Genomic DNA, 24,133 nt, shown 5'->3' on the forward strand with positions numbered 1-24,133 from the left:
GGCGGGTTTTCCTTGGAGGTCATGATTCTGTGTTCGAAGTCGAGGCGCTCGTCGAGAAGAACCGGTTGGTGGTTCGCATCTGGGGTGACGTCGATGGCGAGGAGGCCCGGCGCGTAGGGGACGCGGCGGTCGGTGTCATCGACCGGCTGCGTCCGGACTTCGACCTGCTGTCGGACCTGCAGGGCGTGACGGCGCTGCACGCGGAGGCGTTGGTGCAGTTGCGGCGCATCATGGAGGCGGCGAGGGCGCGAGGCTTCCGCCGCGTGGTGCGCGTGGTGGGGCGTTCGGTGGACGCGGCGCTCCGCTTCGAGCGCACCAGCCGGGAGCTGGGCTACGACGCCTACCTGGCCTTCTCGCTGGAGGAGGCCGAGCGCCTGCTGGATGGCGGGGGCTGAGTCACGGGCCGCCGCTCCGCTTCCCGGTGAGCCGTTCGAGGAGGCCGGGTTTGCGCTCCTTCCGCGCGCCACCGTCGGCCGCGACGAGCGCCGCCACCTTCAGCAGGTTCTGCTGGAAGACGGTGTTCTGGGGCTCCAGCTCCACGGCGCGCTCCAGGAGCCGCGCGGCCCGCGCGTAGTCCTTGCGCTGGTGGACGAGGATGAGGGCCAGCTTGCTGTGCAGCGCCGCGGCCTCGGGGGCGCGGTCGATGGCGCGGGTGAGCGTCTCGATGGCGCGCTCCACTTCTCCCGCGCGCTCCAGCCGCACCGCGCGCTGGAGGAAGTCCTCCGGTGTGCTCGCGGGCGCATACGTCCTGGGCGGGTCGAGTGGGAGGACGGCGCGGAATGGCTGGGACGTGCCGGGCGCGCCGCTGTGGGGCGCGGGGCCGGAGGACTCGGGGGAGACGGCGGGCCGCGCGCGGGACTCCACGTCGGGAGCGGCTGCTCGCGGAGTCACTGGCGCTGTCGCGGGGGCTCGCGGCCCGGAGGCGAGGGGGGCAGGGGGCTGGTGCGTCCTGGGCAGGATGGGGGCCGGACCGCCCTGCACCGGTGTCGCGGGCCGAGGCGCCGCGGTGGCGGAGGGCGGCGGCGGTGCGGCTGGTATCCGCGGTGCGTGGGTTCCCGAGGGGGCCGTGAGCGAGGCGGGGTGGGGGTAGCGCGGAGGCGAGGGCCTCGCCGAGGGAGGTGGAGGCGGTGGACCTCGCGGCGGCGCGGCCCGGGGCGGCGCTGGCTCGTCCTCGTCTCCCAGGGCCATGGGCGTCAGGCCCTCGGCCATGGCGGGTGCCTGGGCTCCGGCGGGGGGCTCGGCGAGGAGGAACTCCGCGCCGTCCATCACCGGGAGCTCGTCCGTCCGGGTGCGCGGAGGCGCGACGTCGGGGCGGCGATGCAACTCCACCACGCGCCGCTCCAGGAGCGTCTTGAGGACGACCTTCACCTCGATTTCGTGCAGCCTCGCCGCGCGCGCGAGCTCCGGCACGGAGAGGACCCCATCCACGAAGGACGCGACGTGGGCCTCGAACGGGTGCAGGGGCTGCAGCGCGATGTCCAACCCGGCGCGCAGGTGCGGCACCGTGTTCGCGTCCATGGGCACGGTGAACCGGGCCGTGGCCAGCTCGTGCGTGGCGCGCGTCTGCGGCGGCGGCCGCGGGAGCTCCATCGTCCGCGTGCGCTGCGGCGGCGACAGCAGGGCCCGGACGATGGAGGGCTCGTTGACGATGTACTCCCCGCTGGCCTGCTCCGGGTCCAGGAGCAACCCGCAGCGCGCGCACTGGAAATCGTCCTCACCCACCGCCCCATGACACTCGGGACAAACATGTTTTGCGGCCATTTCCTGAGCATCATAGCGCCCAGGCCCACGGGGCAGGATGCTCGCCCACTCCGCCTTACGTAGGGGTGTTGAGTGTTCCTCCACACAAATGGCGCGGGAGGCTGGTGTGGGTGGTGTTGGCGGGGCTATATCGCGCGCGGCAGGTGGCACCGGCAGTGGGGGTGGCGCGCCCGCGAATCGTCGTCCCTCGGTCGTCCAGAGCCAGAGTCGCGCCGGAGAAACATGGTTGGCATGTCCCAGGCACCCTTCCACATCCTGCTCGTCGAGGATGAGCCGGTCATCCGGGAACTGGTGCGCTCGATGTTGAGCGACGGCACCGTCGAGGTGGTGTGCGCGGCCAACGGGCTGGAGGGGCTGAAGCTGGCGCGCAGCCGGACGTTCCACCTCATCCTGATGGACGTGGTCCTCCCGCAGCTGGACGGCATCTCCGCGTGTCGCATCCTGAAGAGCGACCCCGTCACGGCCTCCGTGCCGCTCTACATGCTCACCGCGAAGGCGAAGAAGTCGGACATGGAGAGCGCCACGCTGGCGGGCGCGGATGGCTACATCCACAAGCCCTTCCGGGGCGCGGAGCTGATGGGGCTGGTGGAGCGGCTGCGCGCGGCGCCGCCTCGCTCCGACCCGAGCTGAGCCCGCGTGCCCTCAGGGCAGGCGCGGGTGGAGGAAGCGCGCCAGGGCGATGAAGTCGTCCCAGTCCAGCGTGCCGAACTCCAGCGCGACGCCGTCCGCCTCCCGCCGACGGATGTCGCAGGTGGTGACGATCTCCCGCTCTCCCGGCAGGGGCAGGCTCAACGTGAGCTTCGTCTGGGCGTCCCCGGGATGGGCGTGGAGGAACAGCCCCGCCATCGACAGGTCCCGGGCCTGGGCCATCACCGTGCGCCCCGGGAGGATGACCTTCACGGGGAAGGCGCCGGCGACGCGAGGGTGGAACCGCTCGGCGATTTGTGGGCCACCATGGGGAGTCTGCACCGGTTCCGCTCCTCTCCGAGCAACAGGGTGCGACAACTCTGAGGCTCCTCGGCTCCGAGGCAAGTTTCCGTCCGCCGGCCATGTGTCCCGGCGCGCGGACGCTCCTCCCGCCTTTCGGAGCCCGACGGCGCCCTGGCCCCGCGTCAGCCCTGCGGGATTGCTGGGCTTTCTGTCTGGCACGGCCCCTGAAAAAGCCCGGGCAACTCACCGCTGGAGGTCGCCCGTGGACCCGAACAACCGCATCCCGTCGCTCACCATCACCCCCACCGTGCCGCGACAGACGCCGCGCAACGACTTCGGCACGGTGCTGGCGCATGCCGCCCACGAGGTGGTGCGCTCCGGGGCGGGCATGGTGGGCGGGATGGTTCCGGCCGGCCCCATCCTCAGCGCGGCGGTCTCCAGCGCGAAGACGGCGCTCGCGACGGTGGTGCCCATCACCTCCACGTCCTCCGCCGCGTCGGCGTCCACCGCGGCCGCGTCCAGCGGCCTGGGCGCGACGACGGGCAACGGCGACGCGTGGGACCTGCTGGAGGCGCAGAAGGCGCTCAGCGCGGAGGGGCAGAAGTTCAACGTGGCCTACCTCCAATTGCAGAACGAGATGCAGCGGGAGAGCCGCGAGCACAACGCGGTCTCCAACATCATGAAGGTCCGCCACGACTCGGCGAAGGCCGCCATCAACAACATCCGCTGAGGGAGCTGGCGAGCCATGGGCATGGACAAGCTTGGGGCCGTGGGTGGCGCGGGGATGGCGCCCTCGGTGGAGTCGGGGCGTGAGCGGTTCGGCAAGGTGATGGAGGAGGCCCGGCCTCGGGCGGCTCCGGTGGCGACGGAGGCAACTCCCGCGCGCGCGGTCACCGAGGCGCCCGCGGGTGTCTCGCGGGCGGAGTCGGTGGGTGGGGTCGCGTCGTCGGGGTGCGTGGAGGCACGTCAGGGGCCTCGGGTGGATTCGGTGCAGTCGGCGCGGGAGCAACAGGCGGCGCGGATGCTCGACCGGGTGGGGCAGGCCCAGAAGCGGTTGGATGGCATCCTGGAGCTGGCGGAGTCGGGGCGCTCGTTCTCTCCCGCGGAGCTGCTCGCCTTCCAGGCGCAGGTATACCGGGCGAGCCAGGAGCTCGACCTCGCCGGCAAGGTCGTCGAGAAGGCCACGGGCGGCGTCAAGCAGGTCCTGCAGACGCAGGTCTGAGGGGAGGCCTTCTCATGCGTTTCTCTCCACGACACGTCTTGTTCCTGCTGTGGCTGGGCGCGGTGGGGTGCCGCGAGCGCATCCAACACGGCCTCGACGAGCGACAGGCCAACGAGCTGCAATCGGTGCTCATCGAGCGGGGCCTCGAGGCGCGCAAGGTGCCGGAGCCCGGCAAGAAGCCCACCTGGGCCATCGAAGTCCCGGACGAGCACGCATCGGATGCGGTGCGAGTCCTCTCCGAACTGGGGCTGCCGAGGCCCGCCGCGGAGGTGGGGTGTGACGTCTTCGGGGGGAGTGGTCTGGTGCGCACGCCCGTGGAGGAAGGTCTCTGCCGGGTGCGGGTGCTGGAGCGGGGCCTGGAGAAGACGCTCCAGACGGTGGAGGGGGTGCTCCTCGCGCGGGTGCACCTGGTCGTTCCGGCGCCGCCGCGTCCAGGGGTGGCGCCGATTCCGTCCAAGGCCTCGGCCATGTTGCGCGTGATGCCGGGGAGCGCCGCGCGGGTGCGGCAGTCCGCGGAGACGTTGAAGGCGCTGCTGGCGGGCGGGGTGGAGGGGTTGTCACCGGAGGCCGTGTCGCTGCTGGTGGACGAGGTCCAGGTGCGGGTGGAGGCGCCTCCCTCGGAGGGTGTTTCCGCGCTGACGCGGCTGCGAGTCCTGCTGGGAGGGCTGGCGGTGGTGGTGACGGGGCTCTCGGGCGTGCTCGTGTGGGTGACGTTGAGGATGCGGCATTACCGCGAGCAGGCCGCGGTGCCTCCCGCCGCGGCGCCCGTGCCGGCGCGCCCGGTGGTGTCGCCGCCCGCGTCGCGCAAGGTGGCGTGAGGAGAGGCCGCGCCATGGATGCGACGAGGGTGGGGCGGGTTCGGAGCCCGATGAAGAAGGCGCGGACGGCGGTGCCGGTGGGGACCGTCGCGGACCGGGACAGGACGCCCATCCGGCGCCCTCCGTTGCCACTTCCCGTGGAGCGATATGCGTTGGTGGCGTGGGTGTTGGGGCGGGAGCGGGCGGAGGCGCTGGTGGACGGGTTGGGCGAGAGGGACGCGGAGCGGGCGAAGGCGCACCTGCGGCAGCTCGCGGCGCTGCCCTCCTCTCTGCGGCAGGCGAAGGTCACGGCTGAATTCGGGGAGCGGGCCGACGCGGCCGCAAGGTTGAAGACCTTGATGGACGAGGTGCCGGAGCCCCTGCGCAAGGAGGTGTTCCGGCGCCTGCCTCCCTTCCACCGGACCTTGTTTCCGGAGCGGCGGGTGGAGGCCGCGGACCCGTTGTCGCCGCCCGCGCTGGCGGTGCTCGCGGAGCGGCTGATTCGGGAGGCCACGCGCTGACGGCGGGCGCGGGGAGCGGGTGTCACGGACAGGGACAGGGTTTGGGCCCCACGGGCGCACCACTGCGGGCGCCGTGCGTGGGGGACGTGTGGCCGCAGTTCTGCTGGAGCGGGAGCCTTCGATGAATCATGACACCGTGCCATCCATCACCGTCGAGGTGGCACCGCTGCGCCGGTTGGGGGCGCGCCGGATGAGCCGGGCCCACCTCGTGCTCATGGACCGGCCGCGCGTGGGGCAGTTGGGGCGCGTGGCGTTGCGGTCGGTGTGCGAGGCGTTGGGTCGTGAGCTGGGGACTCCCGTCACGGCGGAGGCCCGGCTCCTGGATGCGCTGGTGTCTCCGGTGGGAGGGCTCGCGCGGCCGGCGATCTTCGCGTTGTTCGAGCTGTCGGCGGTGGGGGGGACGGCGGTGTTGGAACTCGACCCCGCGGTGGCCATCGCGGGGCTGGAGCGGATCGCGGGCGCGGGGGCCAGGCCGGGGGTGGTGACGGAGCTCTCCCGGTTGGAGGACGCGACGCTGGGCTACCTGATGCTCGTGGGGCTCTCCGCCCTGCGCTCACTTCCGGAGCTGCACGCGCTGCTCGCGCCGCGCCTCACCCGCGTGACCATGAAGGCGGAGGACGTCCTGGCGCGGTTGGAGGGGCGGCCGTCCTGGGTGGCCGTGGAGCTGCGGCTCGGTGTGGGGGAGGTGAGCGCGGGAGGGCGCCTGCTGGTGCCCGCCCAGGTCCTCCAGAGTGTCTTCCAGGCGCTGCCCGCCGAGCGGCGGGAGGGGGCGTCCGAGGTGCTCACCGCGACGTTGGCGCTGCGCGTGCTCATGGGGCGCACGGGCCTGACGGGCACGTCGGCGGAGTCGCTCGCGGAGGGGGACGTGGTGCTCCTCGAGGGACTGCGGCGGGAGGGCCCGGCGCTGCGCGGACGAGGGCGACTGGTGGCCCGGGGGTTCGAGCTCCAGGGGGAGTTCCAATCAGGAGGTTTCTCGCTGACCCGCGCGCGGACGCGCGCGCTTTCACAGGAGTCGGACATGGTGACGTCGGATGAAGGACTCGCGGAGATGCCTCCACTCCCCGTGGACGTGGAGGTGGAGTTGACGCGGGTGATGGTGTCGTTGTCGGAGCTGGCCACGTTGAAGCCGGGCTCGTTGTTGCCGCTGCACATGAATGCCGTGCAGCCGGTGCTGCTGCGCGTGGGGGAGCGCGCGGTGGCGCGTGCCGAGTTGGTGGAGATCGAGGGTGAGGTGGGGGCCCGCATCCTGGCCCTGCTGCCATGAACGTGCGGATGCAGGGGCTGAAGGTCCAGACCTCTCCGCGCGCCCGGTTGTTCGGGGCGGTGGTGCTCGTCGTCGGACTGTCGTTGCTGGGGCCACTGGGAGGCGCGTCCGGCGTGGCGGGCGCGCGTGTGTTGCTCGCGCTGGTGGCGCTGGCGACGCTGGGGTGGTGGTGGCACCGCAGAGGCGTGGAGCGGACGCATGTCCCGGCGGTCGAGCGGATGCGGGTCATCTCCCGGGAAGGATTGTCACCACGGTGTGGCGTGGCGCTGGTGGAGGTGGAGGGCCGGGGCTTCCTGGTGGCCTATGGCGACGCGTTCGCGGAGATTCATCCGCTGCAAGGGCGGGAGGAGGAGGGTGGGCTGGAGGTGATGGCCAGGGCACGCCGCCTGCGGCCCCGGTGGCGGATGCCCCAGGTGTCGTGCCGAGGGCAGTCATGACGCGCGCCTGGGGTGGGTGTGCCGGGCTGCTCGTTCCGATGGGGGCCTGGGCGGCGGAAGGGCCCCTGTCGAAGATGTCCTACGCGGGCAGCCCCTTGTCGATGATGGGGATGCTCGCGGTGATGTCGTTGTTGCCGTTCGCGGTGTTGATGTTGACGAGCTTCTCGAAGATCGCGGTGGTCCTGTCGCTGGCGCGCTCGGCGATGGGGACCCAGCAGGCGCCTCCGACGTTGGTGTTGACGGGGCTGGCCGCGGTGCTGACGGGGCACATCATGGCGCCGGTGATGGAGCGGATGTACGACGAAGCCCAGCGTGTCCAGGACGTCCTGGAGAAGGGGACGGGCGCGCAGATGCTCGGGGCCGCGGCGGAGGTCGCGGAGCCGCTGCGCGCGTTCTTGGTGAAGCACGGGAGCGAGGAGGAGCGCGCCCGCTTCGTGGACCTGGCGCGCGAGCTGCGTCCTCCCGAGGAGATGGCCGCGGTGAAGGAGACGGACGTCTTCGTGGTCATCCCCGCCTTCGTCGTCACCGAGCTGAAGGAGGCCTTCCAGATTGGCTTCCTCGTCTTCCTCCCGTTCCTGGTGCTCGACATGGTCATCGCGAACGTGCTGCTCGCGTTGGGGATGCAGACGCTGTCCCCGAGCCAGGTGAGCCTGCCCTTCAAGATATTGCTCTTCGTGGCCGTGGATGGCTGGTCGCTGCTCGCGCGGGGCCTCATCCTGGGCTACCGGTGACGTCATGACCCAGGACCTGTTGCTCACCCTGGGCCGCGAGGCGCTGCTGCTGATGGTGCTCGCGTCGTTGCCGCCCATCGGAGCGAGCCTGTTCGTGGGCTTCCTGTCGAGCTTGTTCCAGGCGACGACCCAACTGCAGGAGAGCACGTTGTCGGTGGTGCCGAAGCTCGTCGCGGCGGTGGTGGCCCTGGTGCTCTCGGGGCCGTGGATCGCCGCGCAGCTCACGCGGTTCACCCACCAACTGTTGATGCTCATCGCCGAGGTGTCCGTATGAACCTGGAGATGCTCGGCGCACAGCTCGAGGCGCTGGGCCCGAGCCTCATCGCCGTGGCGTTGTGTGCCACGCGGCTGCTCCCCGTGGCCTTCCTGTGCCCGCTGTTGGGAGGGCAGGCCACGCCGACGACGGTGCGGTTGGGGCTCGTGCTCGGGCTGTCGCTGTTCCTCCATCTCGAAGCGGGTGTCGCCCTGCCGGCGCCGGTGGAGTCCTCGCTGGCGCTGGGAGGGCTGGTGGTGCGGGAGCTGGTCTACGGGGCGTCCATCGGGTTGATCTCCGCGCTCCCGTTCGACGCGGCCCGGATGGGTGGGCGGTTCATCGACCTCTTTCGGGGGACCTCGGCCGAGGCGAGCCTGCCGGTGGCGGGGAGCCGGGAGTCGGCCACGGGAGACGGGCTCCATCAGCTCCTCGTCGCGCTGGTGGTCTCCGGGCCCTTGTTCCCAGTGGTCGTGGGAGCGCTGGTCCGGGGCTTCGGTGTGGTGGGGTTGGGCGCGTTCGTGCCCACTGAGGCGGCGACGACGCACGTGGTCCTGCTGTCGGGGGGGGCGCTGGCCACGGGGTTGGCCGTGGGGGCGCCGGTGGCGGCCGCCACGCTGACGGTGGATTGCTTCCTGGGGATGGCGTCGCGCGCGGCTCCCCAGGTGGGGATCCAGGAGCTGGGCGCGCCGCTGAGGATCCTGGGGGGCGGCGTGGTGCTCTGGCTGGGCGTGGGGTTGTTGTGCGAGCGCCTGCTGGTGGAGGTCTCGTCCACGGAGGGCGCTCTCGGGTTGCTCGGGGGGCTGGGGCGATGAGTGGCGAGAAGACGGAGCAGCCGTCACCGAAGCGGCTGCGAGAGGCGCGGCGCAAGGGGCAGATTCCCCGCAGCCGGCTCTTGTCCTCCAGCGCGGTGACGCTCGGAGGCGTGCTGGGCCTCCTCGCGGGAGCCTCCTCGGGGCTCGCCCATCTGCGTGAATGGGCGGCCCGGCTGTTCTCGTCGCAGCGAATGGAGGGGGCCTGGGAGGAGGCGACCTGGCTCTGGGTTCGTCTGTGTGGCCCCGCGTGTGGTGGCGCGCTCGCGGCGTCGCTCCTAGTGAGCCTCGCCACCGTGGGGTTCGAGTCGAACCCGCTGCACGTGCTCCCGAAGCTGGAGCGCATCAGCCCCGCGGCGGGATTCAAGCGGCTGTTCAGCCTGCGCCCCCTGCGTGAGGCGGGGGTGGCGCTCGGGATGGTGGTGGTGGTCGCGGTGCTCGTGTGGAACGACGTGGAGGCGCTGGGTGGTGAGGTGCTGCAGGCCTCCTGGCTGGAGGGCGCGGAGGGGCTGTCCCGGTTGCTGGCTCCCTGGGAGGCGCTCGTCGTCCGGGTGGCGTGGGTGTTGTTCGTGCTCGGTGTCGGGGACTACGCGCTGGCCCGGCGACGTCACCTGCGGGACTTGATGATGAGCCGCGAGGAGCTGAAGCGGGAGTTCCGCGAGAGCGAGGGAGATCCGCGCCACAAGGGACAACGACGCGCCTTGCATCGCCAACTGGCCCAGGGGGGCCCGGCACGTGGGGTGCAAAAGGCCAGCGCCGTGGTCATCAACCCCACGCACATCGCGGTCGCGCTTCGCTACGACGCGCGAGAATGTGAGGCGCCCTATCTCGTGGCCAAGGCCCGGGAGGAGGAGGCGCTGTCGCTGCGGGAGGAGGCCCTGCGGTTGGGGGTTCCCATCGTCCGGGACATCCCACTGGCACGCAGCCTCATCCACTACGACGTGGGCGAGCCCATTCCCGAGGAACTCTACCAGGCGGCGGCGGTCGTCCTCCGCACGGCGATGGAGACGCGAGACGCGGACGTCCATCCACGGAGACAGACGTGATGCATGTGTTGATGAAGGTGTTGGAGAGGGCCCGGAGCTCGGCGGACATGGTGCTGGCGGTGGCGATGGCGGCCGTGCTGGGCGCGCTCATCATCCCGCTGCCCGCGTGGTTGCTGGACGCGGGGCTGGCCGTGAACCTGGCGGCCTCGGTGGCCCTGCTGGTGGCCGCGTTGCGCGCGAGGGACGCGCTCCAGGTGACGTCCTTCCCCACGCTGCTCTTGTTCACCACGCTGTTCCGGCTGTCGCTCAACGTGTCGTCGACGCGACTGGCGCTGGCGGAGGGGCATGCCGGAGAGGTCATCCAGGCGTTCGGTGAGTTCGTGGTCCGGGGGGACTACGTCGTGGGCGCGGTGGTGTTCGCCATCCTCACGCTCGTGCAGTTGCTGGTGGTGACGAAGGGCGCGGAGCGGGTCGCGGAGGTGTCCGCCCGGTTCACCTTGGACGCGATGCCGGGCAAGCAGATGTCCATCGACGCGGACCTGCGCGCGGGGGCCATCGACCAGGCGCAGGCTCGGCGGCGCCGGAGGGACCTGGAGCGCGAGTCCCAGATGTTCGGGGCGATGGATGGCGCGATGAAGTTCGTGAAGGGGGACGTCATCGCGGGCCTCGTCATCGTCGCCGTCAACCTGCTGGGCGGCTCGCTCATCGGCATGTTGCAGGGCGGGATGTCGCTGTCGGAGGCGGCGTCGACCTTCGCGCTCATCGCCATTGGTGATGGCCTGGTCTCGCAGGTGCCCTCCCTGTGCATCGCGGTGGCGGCCGGGTTGGTCGTCACGCGGGTGGCCGCGGAGAAGGAGGACGCGTCGCTGGGCGTGGAGATTGGCGCGCAGTTCTTCGGCGAGGCCCGGACGCTCTGGGTGGTCGCGGGGCTCTGTGGGGCCCTGGCCTTCATGCCGGGGATGCCACACCTGACGTTCCTCGTGCTCGCGGCGGGACTGGGCGGGCTGGGGCACGCGGTTGGCCGGAGCGGGCGCGTGGTGGCGGAGGCGAAGGCAGGGACGGAGAAGGCGGGGGTGCCCACCGGAGAGGGGAGGGAAGGGGCTCCTCCCGAGAGCGCCGCCATTCCCGTGGGCGTGTCACCGCTCACGCTGGACCTCGCTCCGGACCTGACGGTCCTGGCGCAGGAGGACGGAGGGGCGTTCGTCCACAAGACGTTGAACGCCGTCCGTGACGAGCTGTTCTTCGAACTGGGGGTCCGTGTGCCCGGCATCCGGGTGCGGACCCACGCCGCGTATCTGTCTCCGGGGGAGTACCGCATCCTGGTGGACGAGGTGCCGGCGGGAGGCGGTCAGCTCACTCCGGCGGCGCTCTATGCGCTGGCGCCTCCGGACGAGCTCGCCTTCCTCCAGGTGAAGGCCGAGCCCGCCGTGGAGCCGCTGACGGGCAGGAGCATCAGCCGCGTATCCGAGGCCGGCAGGGCCGCGTTGGAGCTGGCGCAGGTCCAGGTCCTGCGGGCCGGAGAGCTGCTCGCGGACCACCTCCGGGGCGTGCTGCGGCTGCGCGCGGCGGAGCTGCTGGGACTCCAGGACGTTCAGGGGTTGCTCGAGGGGCTGGAGGCCCGGAGCCCCGTCCTCGTGAAAGAGGCGCTCCAGAAGGTCCCACTCCCGCTGCTGACGGATGTGCTGCGGAAGCTCCTCCAGGAGGGCGTCAGCATCCGCGACATGCGGGCCATCCTGGAGGCGCTCGTCGCCCCCACGACCGAGGGCGACGCCGCCGCGCTCTCCGAGCGCTGCCGCCAGGCGCTGCGCCGCTATCTCAGCCACAAGTTCGCGCCGAGCGGACCGCTCTACGCATACCTCGTGGACCCGGAGGTGGAGGACGTGCTGCGGGGCTCGGGCCCCCGCGGGGCTTCACCGGACCCGGAGCGGGTGGCGGAGATCCTGGAGGGCGTCAAACAGGTGGCTTCGGGAGGCCGCGCGGTGCTGCTCACCTCTCCGGACGTCCGGCGCTCGTTGCGCAAGCTGTGCGAGGGGGCGTTCCCGGACGTGGCCGTGCTCACCTATGGGGAGCTGGACGGGGGGCTGCAGGTCCGGCCCATCGGTCGGCTCTCTCCCGTGCCGCTGGGGCAGGGGGGCTGACCGGACCGTCGATGATGCGGCTCAGAGACCGGTGCCGGTGCTGCCTGGGCCCTTGCTCTCCGGGGCTCCCGGCAGCTCGCTCTGGGCCTGCTGCGGGGCAGGGCGGTTGACGCGATCCCTCAGCTCCTTGCCGGTGCGGAAGAGCAGGCCCCGCTTGGGCTTCACCGGGATGACCTGTCCCGTCTTGGGGTTGCGGCCCTGGTAGCCCTGGTAGTTCTTGACGTGGAAGGCACCGAGTCCGCGGATCTCGATGTTCTCGCCGCGACAGAGGGCATCCTTCATCGACTCGAAAATCGTCTCGATGGTGGCCTCAGCCTGCTTCTGCGTCACGCCCCGCTTGGCCACGAGGATGTTGATCAGATCGGACTTGAGCATCGGACGCTCCCGCAAACCCGGTGACCCCTTCGCAACAGGGCACTCTGGCCCGTGGTCGAATCCGGAAAACATAACAGAACGCATCGACACTGCAAGCAGGGTGGGCTCCCAACCACCTAGAAACTTTACGGATTTCCGCTGGCTGCCACCTTGGGGGCCTCCGAGGGAGGGAGCCCGGCCACCTCAGGGCGCAGCGCGACGACCAGGTCCGTCCAGCGGGTGCGGCGCAGACGCTCGATGCCGAGGCAGTCCGCTTCCTGGAAGAAGCGCTCGACCTGCTCGAAGCCGGAGGCCTTGGGCCCGTCCCACGTGTCCGCGCCACCGGTGATCATCACCCCGTGGACGGCGAGCGTGGTGTCCGCCAGGGTGAGGGACGCGGGGTCCCTGGCGGGCCGTAGCCCCCCTCTGCGCAGGCGCTCCAGGAGGCCAGCCGCCACCATCCGGTCGACGACCTCGTGGACGAGCGACTCGGGGACCCGGAGCCGGGTCGCCAGCTCGCGGGGCGTCGGGGCCTGCCCGCCATCGACCCAGGTCAGCGTCGTCTCCTGGGCGATGCGGGACGCCACCAACTCGTACGCTCGCGGGTGGGTGCCGAAGGCGAAGAGCGAATCCCGGAAGGCGGTGTGCTCCACCGCGTAGGAGAGGCGTGCTCCGAACAGCAGCAGCAGCCAACTGACGTAGACCCAGGCGAGGAACAGCGGCAGTGCGCTGAGTGACGCGTAGAGCAGGTTGTAGCGGAAGCTGCGCGCGGCGAACTCGGCGTAGAGGGACTTGGCCAGCATCCACCCGAGCCCCCCGACGAGCCCGCCCGCGAGCGCCGAGCGCACGCGCACGTGTGCGTAGGGGGTCCAGTAGTACAGCATCGTCAGCCCCACCACGGCGATGAGGGTGGTGCCGAGCGCGATGAAGGCGCCAGGGTAGGGCAGGTTCTGGAGCACGCCGCGCACGGCGCGTGTCCCCGTGAAGGACGCGGCCAGGAAGACGGGGCCCAGGAGCAACAGACCCGCGTAGATGAGCAGGCGGATGCCCCAGGGGCGCTGGCGCCGGATGCCCCACAGCTCGTTCACCTCTCCGTCGATGTGGCGCAACAGCGAGCCCGCGGACAGGAGGATGGCCAGGAAGCCCACGCTGCCGATGGCGACGGAGCTGCTCTGCTCCAGCAAGCGGTTGAGGATGGCGGCGGACTTCTCCTGGACGCCCGGTGCGAGCACCTCTCGGACGACCGCGCGCAGGCGCTCCTCGAAGCGCTCCTGGTGGAAGGCGTTCAGCAGGACCAGGCCGACGGTCAGCAACGGCACCAGCGAGAACATGCTGATGTAGGTCAGCGCCGCGGCGCGCAGCCGGAGGTTCTCGCCGCGGAAGCCCTGCATCACCGTCCGTGCGGCGAGCAGCGTGTCCGTCGCGAACCGACCGACGGGCGTGCCGTCGAGTGGCGCCCAGACCCGCAGCGCCCACGCCCATGCGCGCTCCCGGGTGGCCCGAAGCCATGAAAGCGGAGACGGAGCCAACCTCACGCGCTCCCGTGCCCGCGGGCGGGTGCCCGGCGAGAATCGTGGGGACAGGGGCTCGGCGATGACGCCGGCGGGGTGGGAGGAGGGAGTGTCATCCGGGGTGTGGACGGTCAGGCTAGCCAAAGCAGGGCCAGGAGAGCCAGCCCACCCCAGAGCCTGGACGGCGACACTCACGGACACCCAACCACCGTGTTCAGTGCGTCGGGGTCGGGTCTCGCGCCGTGAGGGCATCCTCCGATGCGAGGCACGCATGCTGGCTCGGCGGATGACCGGCCGTGACTGTCGAGCCGTCGCGGTGCTCCTGGGCGGGGGCTGCGTCGCGACAACGGGCTCGGCCCGGACGGCTCAAGGTTCCCTGATGGCGGTGCCAGGGATGATGCACCGCCTCGGAGCGCGCTCGTTCCGCAGGTGGGCCGCGCCATGGCAACGGGCGCGGCCCCCCGGACAGCTCAACGTCCCCCGATGGCGGTGCCGGGGTGCACCGCCTCGGGGTGAGGCTCAGGTCGCGTTGCCACCCGAGGAGTCCGAGCCATCGCCCGGGTTCGAGCCAGAGGTCGTCGAGGGAGGCGTCGCGCCGCCAGCGTTCTCTCCGCCTGCGGCAGGCGTGTTTCCTCCCTGCGCGCCCGCGTTTCCGCCGCGCTCGCCGCGCTCTCCACCACGGCGCTCACCGCGCTCGCCCCGGTCACCGCGCTCACCCCGGTCTCCACGCTCGCCCCGGTCTCCACGCTCGCCCCGGTCACCGCGCTCGCCGCGCTCGTTCCGCTCGCCACCACCGCGCTCGCCGCGCTCGTTCCGCTCGCCACCACCACGCTCGCCGCGCTCGTTCCGTTCGCCACCGCCGCGCTCGCTCCGCTCGCCACCGCCCCGTTCGCCGCGCTCACCACCGCGCTCGCCCCGAGGACGCTCTCCGCCGCGCTCGCCACCGCCCCGACGACCGTCTCGGCGGTCGTCACGGCGCTCGCCGCGGTCCCGCTCCCGGTTGTTGCCCCGGTCGCCACCGCTGCGCCGGCCCTGGTCCTGGCGCCCGTAGCCACCGCTGTCCGGCTTGCGCTGCTGCATGGCCAGCTCGCCATCGCCGGAGCCCGGGGACGACGCCACCTTGTGCTCGGGGCCCGTCGCGGAGCGACCGTAGATGTCGTACTGCTCGCGGTGGTAGTTCTGCTGCGCCTTGACCTGGATGGACTTGTTGTACCGGTCCATGAGGTGCCGCAACTCGGTGCGCTCCTCGCCCTGGAGCAGGCGCGCGACCTCCGCGTTGCAGTTGATGACCAGCGTCGAGTCCTTGTAGCCGGGCGCCTCGCGGCGGATCTCCCGGAAGATCTCATACGCCACCGTGGTGGCCGTCTTCACGAAGCCGTTGCCGTCGCAGTACGGGCAGTCCTCGTGCAGCACGCGCCCGATGGACTCGCGCACGCGCTTGCGCGTCATCTCCACGAGCCCCAGCTCGGAGATGCGCAGCACGTTCGTCTTCGCCTTGTCGCGCCCCAGCGCCTCCTGCAGCGCCTTGAAGACCTTGTCCCGGTTCTGCGCCTTCTCCATGTCGATGAAGTCGCAGATGATGATGCCGCCGATGTTGCGCAGCCGGAGCTGGTAGACGATCTCCTTGGCCGCCTCGACGTTGATCTTGGTGATGGTCTCCTCGAGGCTCTTCTTTCCGACGTAGCGCCCGGAGTTGACGTCGATGGCCGTGAGGGCCTCGGCCTGGTCGATGATGAGGTAGCCGCCGCTCTTCAGCCACACCTTGCGCTGGGTGGCGCGCTGCAGCTCCTGCTCGATGCCGTACGCGTCGAAGACGGTGTCGTCACCCTCGTGCAGCGCCACGCGGTCGCGCAGCGCCGGGTCCTGCGCGGTGACGAAGCCGAGGATGCGCTCGTACTCCTCGCGGTCGTCGACGACGAGCTTCTCCACGTCGTGCGCGAACAGGTCGCGCGTCGCGCGCAGGATGAGGTCCAGGTCCGGGTGCAAGAGGCCCGGGCCGCCCCGCTTCTCGTTCTTGCGGACGACCTGGTTCCACACCTCGATGAGGAACCGGATGTCGCTCTCCAGCTTCTCCTGCGGCACGTTCTCCGCCACCGTGCGCACGATGAAGCCCGTGCCGGGCGGACGCAGCCGGTCCACGATTTCGCGCAGCCGCCGGCGCTCCTTCTCGTTGGAGATGCGGCGGCTGATGCCCACGTGGTCCACCGTGGGCATGAACACGAGCTGACGGCCCGGGATGGAGATGTGCGAGGTGAGGCGCGCGCCCTTCGTGCCGATGGGGTCCTTGGAGATCTGGACCACGACCTCCTGGCCCACCTTCAGCAGGTCTTCGATCTTGTCCGTCCGGCGCGGCTTGGCCTTCTCCTCGTCGCGCTTGTCGCGGCGCTTCTCCTCCTTGTGCCGCCCCTTGTCCTTCTCCCGGCCCTCGCGGGAGCGCGGCTCACGGGCCTCGCGCGCCTCGCGCGGCGTCCGGCGCTCGCCGGAGACCTCGGCCGGCTTGCCCGTCACCGCCGGAGCGGCCTCGCCCGTGGGGGAGGGGATGAGCTCACTCAGCGCCGAGGCCGCGTGCGGAGGCGGCTCCAGGGGCAGCATCGCCACCGCGAGCGCCGCGGCGGCCGCCTCCTCGGTCAGCGCGGGCTCGGCAGCGCCCGCCTCCGTCTCCGCGGACACCGACGCCTCCACCACCGCGACGGCCACGGGGGCCGCCTCCAGCGCGGGGGCCGTCTCGCCCTCCGGCGCGCTCGACGCCGGGGCCTCCCCGTTGGACTCGGGCACCACGTCGGACGGCGTCACCGACGGCGCGTTGGCCGCCAGCTCCAGGAGCGTGTCCCGGGGCAGCGACTCCGTGCGGGCGGCGGCCTCCGCGGCCAGTTCCTCCGCCTCCACCTCCGCCTCCGCCGGGTGCCCGCCGTCGTGCGCGGCCAGCTCCGCCGCCTCGACCTCCGACTCCGAGGGGACGTCCGGAGCGTCCTCGTGCTCGCCCTCGGTCAGCTCGAACTGCGCGCGCGCGAAGTCCGGGTCGTAGACCACGTCGCTGACGTAGAGGAACGCGGCCTTGTCCAGGCCGATGTCCACGAAGGCCGCCTGCATGCCCGGGAGCACCCGGACGACGCGACCCTTGTAGATGTTGCCGACGACGCCCTTGTCCTTCTTACGCTCGAGATAGAACTCCGCGATGTGCCCGTTCTCGACGAGCGCCACGCGCGTCTCGCGACCCGCGGCGTTGATGACCAGGATGCTGCTCATGGACGAATCCTGCACGCGCGCGCGGTAGAGCGGACCTCACCGGACGGGAGGCGGCAAGACGCCGCGCCTCCGAGCACGCTGCGATGGGAGAGGCGGTCTCCGGCGGACCCTCGAACAGGATGGCCGGCCCGGACCCAGGTCCAGGTGCGGCGCGCATCGTGCTTTCGAGGGCCAAGGGGACCACCGCCTGCTCCTCCGAGTTCACTCGCTCCGCTTTGCCACCGGCACCCTGCCGGGCGGAGCCTTGTCTTCAAAAACGCGTTCGAGACCCTCCACCACGCGCGTGCCGCCCGCTCCTTCCATCCTCACCCGGTCGGTGCCCTTCAGTGGGTCACCTTGGGGGGGCGACTTGGAGCCCCGGCGCAGCCGGCGCGCCCGGAGGAAACCGGGAACGCAACCCGTCAAAAATTCACGACTGGGCGTGACCTTCGCCAACGCGGAGCGTCACACAAGCGCCCAGAAACTCGGGGAGTTTTTCACGCCCCCGCCACACGTGTAAAGCCGAGAAACGGCATCCATCCACTGTCGGGCAGATGCCGGGGGAGCGACCTGGCTGGTCCTACGCCTGGGCGGGGGCCTGCTTGCGGCCCTCGGGCTTGTCCAGCCGCCCCCGGGGCCGGCGCACCAGCCTGAGGCCGGTCCAGGTCTCGTCGATGAGGCAGATCTTGTTGTCGACCAGACCGATGTCGAGCGCCGCCTGGCGCACGAAGTCCTCGGAGAGGCTCGTCTTGATGCCCTCGCCCCCGGGCCAGCACACCCAGATGCCGCCGGTGAGCGCCATGGCGCGCGCCAGGGCGGGCAGCCGCTGCACCAGCTCCTGGGCGTCATGGGAGAAGAAGAGGATGACGTCCAGGCCGGTCTGCGCGGTGACGAGGAACTCCACGCCGTCCGGCAGGGGGTTGAGCTTCTGGACGAATCCGCGCGGCGGGTTGATGACGGACACCTTGGACCCGGCCCGGATGCCCAGCATGGCTGGCAGCGAGGCCAGCGCGTAGGGCGTCATGATGTGCGCTCCACGATGAAGTGACTGAACTCGCCAGTGGCCTCGCCGTCCGTGCGCTCGACGCCGTCGACACGCGCCTGGGCCGGACCGCGATGACACCAGCCGACGAACTGCTCCAGCTTCTCCGCTTCCCCCTCCACCACCGCCTCCACCGAACCGTCCGGACGATTGCGCACCCAGCCGGTGAGACCCAGCCGGGAGGCCTCGACCCGGGCGCTCTCCCGGAAGAACACGCCCTGGACCTTGCCCTGGATGCGCAGCGCCGCCCGCCGCGCGCCGTTGTTGGAACCCACGCTTCACCCTCGGGCGTCGGTCTGCAGGAGCTGCAGGAACGCCTCCTCGTCCAGGATTCTTACCCCGAGTTCCTGCGCCTTCTTCAGCTTGCTGCCGGCATCCTCCCCGGCCACGACGAAATCGGTCTTGCGCGAGACACTTCCCGCCACCTTCCCGCCCCGACGCTCCACCTCCTCCTTCGCCTGCTCCCGAGTCATACCCGTCATCGAGCCGGTGAGCACCACCGTCTTTCCGACGAACGGCCCGTTCGCGCTGACCTGGGGCGGGGCAGGGGAGACACCCGCGCGCAGGAGCGCCTCGATGGCCTCCCGGTTCTGGGGCTCCTGGAAGAAGGCGTGGATGACCTGCGCCATGACCGGGCCCACGTCCTTCACCCGGGTGATGTCCTCCAGCGGCGCGGTGAACAGCTGCCGCACGTCCGGGAAGGCCTCCGCGAGCGCCTTGGCGGTGGCGTCCCCCACGTGGCGGATGCCCAGCGAGTACAGGAAGCGCCGCTGCGTGGTCTGCTTGGAGCGGTCCACGGAGGCCAGCAGGTTCTCCGCGCTCTTGTCCCCCATGCGCTCGAGCTTCAGCAGCCGCGCCTTGGTGAGCGCGTAGAGGTCCGCGAACGTCTTCACCTCGCCGGTGGCCACCAGCTGCGCGGCCAGCTTGTCGCCCAGGCCCTCGATGTCCATGGCGATGCGGCTGGCGAAGTGGCGGATCTTCTCCACCAGCTGCGCGGGGCAGGACGCGCCCGTGCAGCGGATGACGGCGCCGTCCTCGTCCTTCACCGCCACCGCGCCGCACACCGGGCAGTGCTGGGGGAACTCGAACGGCCGCGAGTCCGCGGGGCGCTTGGACAACACCGTGGAGACGATCTCCGGAATCACGTCGCCCGCGCGGCGCACGAAGACGGTGTCGCCCTTGCGCACGTCCTTGCGGCGCAGCTCGTCCTCGTTGTGCAGGGTGGCGCGCGCCACGGTGACGCCGCCCACCTTCACCGGCTTGAGGTGCGCCACCGGCGTCAGCGCGCCGGTGCGGCCCACCTGGATGCCGATGTCCAGCACCTCCGTGGACTCCTCCTCCGGCGGGAACTTGTACGCCACCGCCCAGCGCGGGCTCTTCGACACCTGGCCCAGCCGGCGGCGCTGGTCCTCGTCGTCCACCTTCACCACCATGCCGTCCACCTCGAAGGGCAGCTCGTGGCGGCCCTTCAGGGAGGCGTCATAGGCCTGGCGCACGCCGTCGATGCCTTGCGCGCGCACGTAGCGGTTGATGGGCAGGCCCAGCGTCTTCAGGTACTCCAGCTTCTCGATGTGCGACTTGAAGGCGGGGACGCCGTCGGAGGGGACGCACTCGTACAGGTAGACGGAGAGCGGGCGCGAGGCCGTCTCCTTCGGGTCCAGCTGGCGCAGGCTGCCGGCCGCCGCGTTGCGCGGGTTGGCGAAGAGCGGCTCGCCCTCCTCCTCGCGCTTCTCGTTGAGCTTCTGGAAGTCCGCCTTGCGGATGAAGACCTCGCCGCGCACCTCCAGCACCGCGGGCACCTTCACCCCGTCCTGCGGGAACAGCTCCATGGGCAGGCTGCGGATGGTGCGCAGGTTGCCCGTGACGTCCTCGCCCGTGGTGCCGTCGCCGCGCGTGGCGCCCTGGACGAAGCGGCCCTGCTCGTAGCGCAGGGCGATGGCGAGCCCGTCCAGCTTGGGCTCGCACACATACATGACGCCCGCGGTGCCCAGCAGCTTGCGGATGCGCTCGTCGAACTCCCCCAGGCCCTCGTCCTCGAAGATGTTCGCCAGGGACAACATGGGCACGCGGTGGACCACCTCGCCGAACTCGTCCGCCGCCTTGCCGCCCACGCGCTGGGTGGGCGAGTCCGGCGTCTGGAGCGACGGGTGTCCGTCCTCCAGCGCCTGCAGCTCGCGCATCAGCGTGTCGTATTGCGCGTCGCTGATCTCCGGCGAGTCGAGGACGTAGTAGCGGTGGTTGTGGTGGGCCAGCTCACGGCGGAGCTCTCGGGCTCGGGCTTCGGCGGTCTTGAAGTCGTCCACGGTTCGCGGTCCTTACCCCAAATCGCGCCCCGCGAGGGCGCATCCGGTGCCACGCAATCTAGAGCGTCCCTCCGACACCCCGTCAGCACCGCCCGGACAGCGGGGATTTCCCGGTGCGGGTGGACTCCCCGGGAGGTGGGACGACACCTCGGCCGTACCGGGGGACGGGCTGCCTGGAGACGGGGCGGCACACGCCGGGGTGGAGCGGGGCCCCGCCGGGTCGGGTGGCCAGGGCGGCGCGCGGGCACGGCGCGCATGGGGGTGGACCCACCTGGGAGGTCCTTGGCGGGAATGGAAATGTCGGGTCCGCGCTTCCTGTTGCTCAGACGGAAGAGACCGATCCGACGGCCCCCAAGATGCCTTGACAGGCCTGGAGGGGGTCAATAACGTCCCCGCGCGGTTCACTGGCGCAGGTATTTCGACGGCGCCATCTCTTCCCCAACCACCGGCCCGCGCCCGCGCAGTCCCGTCCAGGGATTCCGGTAGGGTCGTCCTCATGGAAGGTGCTTCCGAGGACCGCGCGGACATCTCCCGCCAATCACCGTCCGAGTCCTCGGGCACCTCAATCCTCCCCCAAGCGTTCCCAGACATGCGCAAAGCCCGTACTTCGAGAGAGAAGGCCGCCGACGTCGCCGCACCCGTCGAGGCCGACGACAAGCCCCGTCGCAAGCGCGCGGCGGCGAAGACCGCCGACAGGGAGGAGGAGAAGCCCACCCGCACCCGCCGCGCCCGCCGTGACGAGGAAGCCCCGGCCGAAGAGGTGGAGGCGGAGGCCGCGGAGGCGAGCGTCGAGACGCCCCGCCCGGTGCTCACGCCCATCTCCCGCCCCGTGCGAGACGACGACCTCCAGGAGGCCCGCATCTCCGGTGGCGACGAGCAGCCCGCCGCCTCCCTGCCTCCCGCGCCCGAGGCGCCCGAGTCCCCCGCCATCCCCGAGGTCTCCCGCGGCGACGGCGCGCCCATGCAGGTCATCAAGCTCAATGACCTGAAGCGGATGAAGATCACGGAGCTGGCGAAGATGGCCCACGACGTGGGCATCGAGGGCTACCAGGGCCTGAAGAAGCAGGACCTCATCTTCGCGCTGCTCGGCGGCATCGCGGACAAGCGCTTCGAGGTCCACGCCGAAGGCGTGATGGAGCTGCTCAGCGACGGCTTCGGCTTCCTGCGCAGCGCGGACAGCGACTACCAGCCCAGCCCGGACGACATCTACGTCTCCCCGTCGCAGGTGCGCCGCTTCAACCTGCGGCCCGGCGACACGGTGACGGGCCCCATCCGCCAGCCGCGCGAGGGCGAGCGCTTCTTCGCGCTGCAGAAGGTCGACAAGGTCAACTTCGCGGACCCCATGTCGGACGCGGCGCGCGAGCGCATCCTGTTCGACAACCTCACGCCGCTGTATCCGACGCGCAAGCTCAAGCTGGAGCACGAGTCGTCGGAGATGACCACGCGCATCATCGACATGTTCTGTCCCATCGGTCTGGGCCAGCGCTGCCTCATCGTGGCGCCCCCCAAGGCCGGCAAGACGGTGCTCCTGCAGAACATCGCGCACGCCATCAGCCGCAACCACCCGGACGTCTACCTCATCGTGCTGCTCGTGGACGAGCGCCCGGAGGAAGTGACGGACATGGAGCGCAGCGTGCGCGGCGAGGTGGTCTCCTCCACCTTCGACGAGCCCGCCACGCGCCACGTGCAGGTGGCGGAGATGGTCATCGACAAGGCCAAGCGCCTGGTCGAGCAGAAGTACGACGTCTGCATCCTGCTGGACTCCATCACCCGCCTGGCGCGCGCCTACAACACGGTGGTGCCCGCGTCCGGGAAGATCCTGTCCGGCGGCGTGGACGCCAACGCGCTGCACAAGCCCAAGCGCTTCTTCGGCGCCGCCCGCAACATCGAGGAGGGCGGCTCGCTGACCATCATCGGCACCGCGCTCATCGACACCGGCAGCCGCATGGACGAGGTCATCTTCGAGGAGTTCAAGGGCACGGGTAACTCCGAAATCGTCCTGGACCGCAAGCTGATGGAGAAGCGCATCTTCCCGACGCTGGACATCAACAAGTCCGGCACGCGCAAGGAGGAGCTGCTCCTGTCGCCCGCGGACCTGGTGCGCATCACCGCGCTGCGCCAGGTGCTCCACCCGTTCACGCCCATCGACGCGATGGAATTCGTGCTCAAGCACATGCGTCCGACGGCGACGAACGCCGACTTCCTCGGCTCGATGAACCGGTAACCCCGGAGAAGGAGGGCCCATGTGCCACCCCGTGCTCGTCCGTCTGCGCACCCTCGTCATGGGGGTGGCACTCGGAGCCCTGACGGGATGTGACGTGGGTCCCCTGGGCCCGGTGGGCGACACGCCCCCGGTCCTCTCGTCGAAGACCTGTTACTCGGATGACGATTGCGTGGCCGACGCCTGCTGTGGGCTCGGCACCGCCGTCACCCACGCGGACGAGGGGCCGACCTGCGGGGGCGTCACCTGCACGGGAAGCTGCCCTCCCGGCACCATCGACTGCGGCCGCTGCATCCCCGTCTGTCGCGGCGACCGCTGCGCCGCCGCCTGTCAGTGACCTTGCGCGCGCGCCGCCCGCTCAGGCGGCCGGGGGCTGCTGGACCTTCGCGAGTTCGGTCGTGGCCTCCGGCGTGACGACGGCGGCGTGGGGCTGGGCCTTGAGGCGCACGAAGTCGAAGCACGCCACGAGGATGGCGGCGATGGGGACGGCGAACAGCGCGCCCACCAGTCCGAACAGCCGCTCCCCGGCGATGAGGGAGAAGGCGACGATGACGGGGTGGATGCGCGCGGCCTGGCCCATGATCTTCGGGTTGAGGAAGTACGCCTCCACCGCGTGGATGCCGATGATCCACAGCAGGATGAAGACGCCCTTCTTGAAGCCGTCCGCGAGCGCGATGAGGACGATGGGCACCGAGCTGAGGATGGTGCCGAAGATGGGGATGAGGCTGAAGAAGGTGGCGATGGTCGCCAGCAGGAACGCGAACTTCACGCCGAACAGCAGGAGCCCCACGAACGTCAGCGCGCCGTTCACGACGCAGATGGTGACCTGGCCTCGCACCACGCCGGACAGCGACCGGTCGATGCGCTCGACGAGCAGGCGCGCGTCGGCGGCGTGCTCCGGCGGGACGAGCGTGCCGAAGTAGCGGCGGATGGCCTGCCCGTCGATGGAGAAGAACGCGGCCACCATCATCACGAAGAAGAGCGTGAAGATGCCCGCGGCGACGGAGGCGACGATGCTGCGCGACACGTTGACGATGTCGCCCAGGTTCTCCTGCACCAGGGACGAGGCGCGCTTGACGGCGTCGCCCAGCAACTGCTCCAGGTCCAGCGCCAGGCTGAAGTGCCCGCTGCCCGCGGCGTCCGCGCCCTCCAGCGCGCGGTTGGAGAGGGCCACGGGGATGCCGTGGTCGCTCAGCCACGTCTCGCCCCGCTGCGCCAGCTCCTGCATGTGCTCCGGCGTGAGGGTGTTGGCCAGCGCCACCGCGTCCCGGCTGATGCGCGCCAGCTCCCGGTACAGCTGGGGCACGAGCGCGACCAGGAACAGGTACACGCCCACGAAGAAGCCCGCGTAGATGAGCAGGATGGCGACCCAGCGCGGCACCGCGCGCCCCGCCACCTTCACCCGGGTGATGCGCGCCACCAGGGGCTGCACCAGGTACGCGATGAGCGCCGCGCCCGCGAACGGCATCACCACGGAGCGGAAGGCCACGAGGACCAGGGCCACGCAGAGCCACAACCCCGCCAGCAGCAACAGGCGCTGGCGACGGTCGGAGATGGGAGTCGGAGGCGGGGCGTCCAGGGGCTGCGACATGGAGACGGGCTTATGGCACCGCCCTCGCCCTGACAAG

24 protein-coding genes are annotated in these 24,133 nt (G+C 71.0%); 15 read left to right on the forward strand and 9 right to left on the reverse strand.

Annotated features, from left to right (window positions below; all coding sequences use genetic code 11):
- Window positions 1-29: 29 nt before the first annotated feature.
- Window positions 30-395 carry a hypothetical protein gene (locus tag LZ198_RS30925; RefSeq protein WP_253975709.1) on the forward strand — a complete coding sequence of 122 codons (366 nt, stop codon included), beginning with the start codon at window positions 30-32 and terminating at the stop codon, window positions 393-395.
- 1 nt (window position 396) lies between these two features.
- Here LZ198_RS30925 and LZ198_RS30930 read toward each other — a convergent pair whose 3' ends face one another.
- The gene (locus LZ198_RS30930; RefSeq protein ID WP_253975710.1) at window positions 397-1,722 is read right to left on the reverse strand and encodes a tetratricopeptide repeat protein; all 1,326 of its coding nucleotides are present in this window, start codon (window positions 1,720-1,722) and stop codon (window positions 397-399) included.
- Window positions 1,723-1,983: 261 nt separating this feature from the next.
- Here LZ198_RS30930 and LZ198_RS30935 point away from each other — a divergent pair, with 261 nt between their 5' ends.
- The gene (locus tag LZ198_RS30935) at window positions 1,984-2,391 is read left to right on the forward strand and encodes a response regulator (protein WP_253975711.1); all 408 of its coding nucleotides are present in this window, start codon (window positions 1,984-1,986) and stop codon (window positions 2,389-2,391) included.
- A 12-nt stretch (window positions 2,392-2,403) separates the two neighbouring features.
- Here the strand turns inward: LZ198_RS30935 and LZ198_RS30940 are convergent, their stop codons facing one another.
- Complete coding sequence (locus LZ198_RS30940; protein ID WP_253975712.1) at window positions 2,404-2,730, reverse strand: PilZ domain-containing protein; 327 nt, start codon at window positions 2,728-2,730, stop codon at window positions 2,404-2,406.
- A 223-nt stretch (window positions 2,731-2,953) separates the two neighbouring features.
- Between LZ198_RS30940 and LZ198_RS30945 the strand changes: the two genes are divergently transcribed.
- From LZ198_RS30945 to LZ198_RS30995, 11 genes are all read left to right on the forward strand, one after another.
- The gene (locus LZ198_RS30945; RefSeq protein WP_253975713.1) at window positions 2,954-3,421 is read left to right on the forward strand and encodes a hypothetical protein; all 468 of its coding nucleotides are present in this window, start codon (window positions 2,954-2,956) and stop codon (window positions 3,419-3,421) included.
- Window positions 3,422-3,436: 15 nt separating this feature from the next.
- Entirely contained in the window at window positions 3,437-3,913 is a 477-nt protein-coding gene (locus LZ198_RS30950; protein ID WP_253975714.1) for an ATP-dependent helicase HrpB, read from the forward strand.
- Between the two features lie 14 nt (window positions 3,914-3,927).
- Window positions 3,928-4,731: a flagellar M-ring protein FliF gene (locus tag LZ198_RS30955; protein ID WP_253975715.1), complete on the forward strand. Its 804-nt coding sequence runs from the start codon at window positions 3,928-3,930 to the stop codon at window positions 4,729-4,731.
- Window positions 4,732-4,745: 14 nt separating this feature from the next.
- Window positions 4,746-5,231 carry a hypothetical protein gene (locus LZ198_RS30960; protein ID WP_253975716.1) on the forward strand — a complete coding sequence of 162 codons (486 nt, stop codon included), beginning with the start codon at window positions 4,746-4,748 and terminating at the stop codon, window positions 5,229-5,231.
- A gap of 121 nt (window positions 5,232-5,352) precedes the next feature.
- Window positions 5,353-6,495, forward strand: a complete 1,143-nt coding sequence (gene sctQ, locus LZ198_RS30965) for a type III secretion system cytoplasmic ring protein SctQ (protein WP_253975717.1) — start codon at window positions 5,353-5,355, stop codon at window positions 6,493-6,495.
- Entirely contained in the window at window positions 6,492-6,932 is a 441-nt protein-coding gene (locus tag LZ198_RS30970) for a hypothetical protein (protein ID WP_253975718.1), read from the forward strand. The genes sctQ and LZ198_RS30970 overlap by 4 nt, the downstream gene beginning before the upstream one ends.
- A complete protein-coding gene (gene sctR, locus LZ198_RS30975; protein ID WP_253975719.1) occupies window positions 6,929-7,663 on the forward strand; it encodes a type III secretion system export apparatus subunit SctR in 735 nt (244 codons plus the stop codon). The genes LZ198_RS30970 and sctR overlap by 4 nt, the downstream gene beginning before the upstream one ends.
- A gap of 4 nt (window positions 7,664-7,667) precedes the next feature.
- Window positions 7,668-7,937 carry a flagellar biosynthetic protein FliQ gene (locus tag LZ198_RS30980; RefSeq protein WP_253975720.1) on the forward strand — a complete coding sequence of 90 codons (270 nt, stop codon included), beginning with the start codon at window positions 7,668-7,670 and terminating at the stop codon, window positions 7,935-7,937.
- Window positions 7,934-8,728: an EscT/YscT/HrcT family type III secretion system export apparatus protein gene (locus LZ198_RS30985; RefSeq protein ID WP_253975721.1), complete on the forward strand. Its 795-nt coding sequence runs from the start codon at window positions 7,934-7,936 to the stop codon at window positions 8,726-8,728. Before LZ198_RS30980 ends, LZ198_RS30985 begins: the two co-directional genes overlap by 4 nt.
- Complete coding sequence (locus LZ198_RS30990; RefSeq protein ID WP_253975722.1) at window positions 8,725-9,771, forward strand: EscU/YscU/HrcU family type III secretion system export apparatus switch protein; 1,047 nt, start codon at window positions 8,725-8,727, stop codon at window positions 9,769-9,771. Before LZ198_RS30985 ends, LZ198_RS30990 begins: the two co-directional genes overlap by 4 nt.
- Window positions 9,771-11,849: a flagellar biosynthesis protein FlhA gene (locus LZ198_RS30995; protein ID WP_253975723.1), complete on the forward strand. Its 2,079-nt coding sequence runs from the start codon at window positions 9,771-9,773 to the stop codon at window positions 11,847-11,849. Before LZ198_RS30990 ends, LZ198_RS30995 begins: the two co-directional genes overlap by 1 nt.
- A 21-nt stretch (window positions 11,850-11,870) precedes the next feature.
- On the opposite strand, the gene LZ198_RS31000 is transcribed toward LZ198_RS30995, so the two are convergent.
- The 6 genes from LZ198_RS31000 to ligA form a co-directional block, all read right to left on the reverse strand.
- Window positions 11,871-12,224, reverse strand: a complete 354-nt coding sequence (locus LZ198_RS31000; RefSeq protein WP_253975724.1) for an HU family DNA-binding protein — start codon at window positions 12,222-12,224, stop codon at window positions 11,871-11,873.
- A 125-nt stretch (window positions 12,225-12,349) separates the two neighbouring features.
- On the reverse strand, window positions 12,350-13,732 hold the full coding sequence (locus LZ198_RS31005; RefSeq protein WP_253975725.1) for a YhjD/YihY/BrkB family envelope integrity protein: 1,383 nt from the start codon (window positions 13,730-13,732) through the stop codon (window positions 12,350-12,352).
- Window positions 13,733-14,233: 501 nt separating this feature from the next.
- Entirely contained in the window at window positions 14,234-16,960 is a 2,727-nt protein-coding gene (locus LZ198_RS31010) for an Rne/Rng family ribonuclease (RefSeq protein ID WP_253975726.1), read from the reverse strand.
- A 559-nt stretch (window positions 16,961-17,519) separates the two neighbouring features.
- Window positions 17,520-17,963: a DUF3052 family protein gene (locus LZ198_RS31015; RefSeq protein WP_253975727.1), complete on the reverse strand. Its 444-nt coding sequence runs from the start codon at window positions 17,961-17,963 to the stop codon at window positions 17,520-17,522.
- Entirely contained in the window at window positions 17,960-18,256 is a 297-nt protein-coding gene (locus LZ198_RS31020; RefSeq protein WP_253975728.1) for an acylphosphatase, read from the reverse strand. The genes LZ198_RS31015 and LZ198_RS31020 overlap by 4 nt, the downstream gene beginning before the upstream one ends.
- 3 nt (window positions 18,257-18,259) lie before the next feature.
- A complete protein-coding gene (gene ligA / locus LZ198_RS31025) occupies window positions 18,260-20,284 on the reverse strand; it encodes an NAD-dependent DNA ligase LigA (protein ID WP_253975729.1) in 2,025 nt (674 codons plus the stop codon).
- Between the two features lie 589 nt (window positions 20,285-20,873).
- Here ligA and rho point away from each other — a divergent pair.
- On the forward strand, window positions 20,874-22,508 hold the full coding sequence (gene rho / locus LZ198_RS31030) for a transcription termination factor Rho (protein ID WP_253975730.1): 1,635 nt from the start codon (window positions 20,874-20,876) through the stop codon (window positions 22,506-22,508).
- A gap of 19 nt (window positions 22,509-22,527) precedes the next feature.
- Complete coding sequence (locus LZ198_RS31035; RefSeq protein WP_253975731.1) at window positions 22,528-22,842, forward strand: hypothetical protein; 315 nt, start codon at window positions 22,528-22,530, stop codon at window positions 22,840-22,842.
- A gap of 21 nt (window positions 22,843-22,863) precedes the next feature.
- Here LZ198_RS31035 and LZ198_RS31040 read toward each other — a convergent pair whose 3' ends face one another.
- A complete protein-coding gene (locus tag LZ198_RS31040; protein ID WP_253975732.1) occupies window positions 22,864-24,096 on the reverse strand; it encodes an AI-2E family transporter in 1,233 nt (410 codons plus the stop codon).
- Window positions 24,097-24,133 lie beyond the last annotated feature (37 nt).

The organism is Myxococcus dinghuensis (assembly GCF_024198235.1).
Taxonomy (GTDB): Bacteria; Myxococcota; Myxococcia; order Myxococcales; family Myxococcaceae; genus Myxococcus; species Myxococcus dinghuensis.

Bases quoted from the DNA above. Each gene is read 5' to 3' on its own strand.
- LZ198_RS30935 (WP_253975711.1), top strand. From the start codon at position 1,984: ATGGTTGGCATGTCCCAGGCACCCTTCCACATCCTGCTCGTCGAGGAT.
- LZ198_RS30950 (WP_253975714.1), top strand. From the start codon at position 3,437: ATGGGCATGGACAAGCTTGGGGCCGTGGGTGGCGCGGGGATGGCGCCC.
- LZ198_RS30955 (WP_253975715.1), top strand. From the start codon at position 3,928: ATGCGTTTCTCTCCACGACACGTCTTGTTCCTGCTGTGGCTGGGCGCG.
- LZ198_RS30960 (WP_253975716.1), top strand. From the start codon at position 4,746: ATGGATGCGACGAGGGTGGGGCGGGTTCGGAGCCCGATGAAGAAGGCG.
- sctQ (WP_253975717.1), top strand. From the start codon at position 5,353: ATGAATCATGACACCGTGCCATCCATCACCGTCGAGGTGGCACCGCTG.
- LZ198_RS30970 (WP_253975718.1), top strand. From the start codon at position 6,492: ATGAACGTGCGGATGCAGGGGCTGAAGGTCCAGACCTCTCCGCGCGCC.
- sctR (WP_253975719.1), top strand. From the start codon at position 6,929: ATGACGCGCGCCTGGGGTGGGTGTGCCGGGCTGCTCGTTCCGATGGGG.
- LZ198_RS30980 (WP_253975720.1), top strand. From the start codon at position 7,668: ATGACCCAGGACCTGTTGCTCACCCTGGGCCGCGAGGCGCTGCTGCTG.
- LZ198_RS30985 (WP_253975721.1), top strand. From the start codon at position 7,934: ATGAACCTGGAGATGCTCGGCGCACAGCTCGAGGCGCTGGGCCCGAGC.
- LZ198_RS30990 (WP_253975722.1), top strand. From the start codon at position 8,725: ATGAGTGGCGAGAAGACGGAGCAGCCGTCACCGAAGCGGCTGCGAGAG.
- LZ198_RS30995 (WP_253975723.1), top strand. From the start codon at position 9,771: ATGCATGTGTTGATGAAGGTGTTGGAGAGGGCCCGGAGCTCGGCGGAC.
- LZ198_RS31000 (WP_253975724.1), bottom strand. From the start codon at position 12,224: ATGCTCAAGTCCGATCTGATCAACATCCTCGTGGCCAAGCGGGGCGTG.
- LZ198_RS31010 (WP_253975726.1), bottom strand. From the start codon at position 16,960: ATGAGCAGCATCCTGGTCATCAACGCCGCGGGTCGCGAGACGCGCGTG.
- LZ198_RS31015 (WP_253975727.1), bottom strand. From the start codon at position 17,963: ATGACGCCCTACGCGCTGGCCTCGCTGCCAGCCATGCTGGGCATCCGG.
- rho (WP_253975730.1), top strand. From the start codon at position 20,874: ATGCGCAAAGCCCGTACTTCGAGAGAGAAGGCCGCCGACGTCGCCGCA.
- LZ198_RS31035 (WP_253975731.1), top strand. From the start codon at position 22,528: ATGTGCCACCCCGTGCTCGTCCGTCTGCGCACCCTCGTCATGGGGGTG.
- LZ198_RS31040 (WP_253975732.1), bottom strand. From the start codon at position 24,096: ATGTCGCAGCCCCTGGACGCCCCGCCTCCGACTCCCATCTCCGACCGT.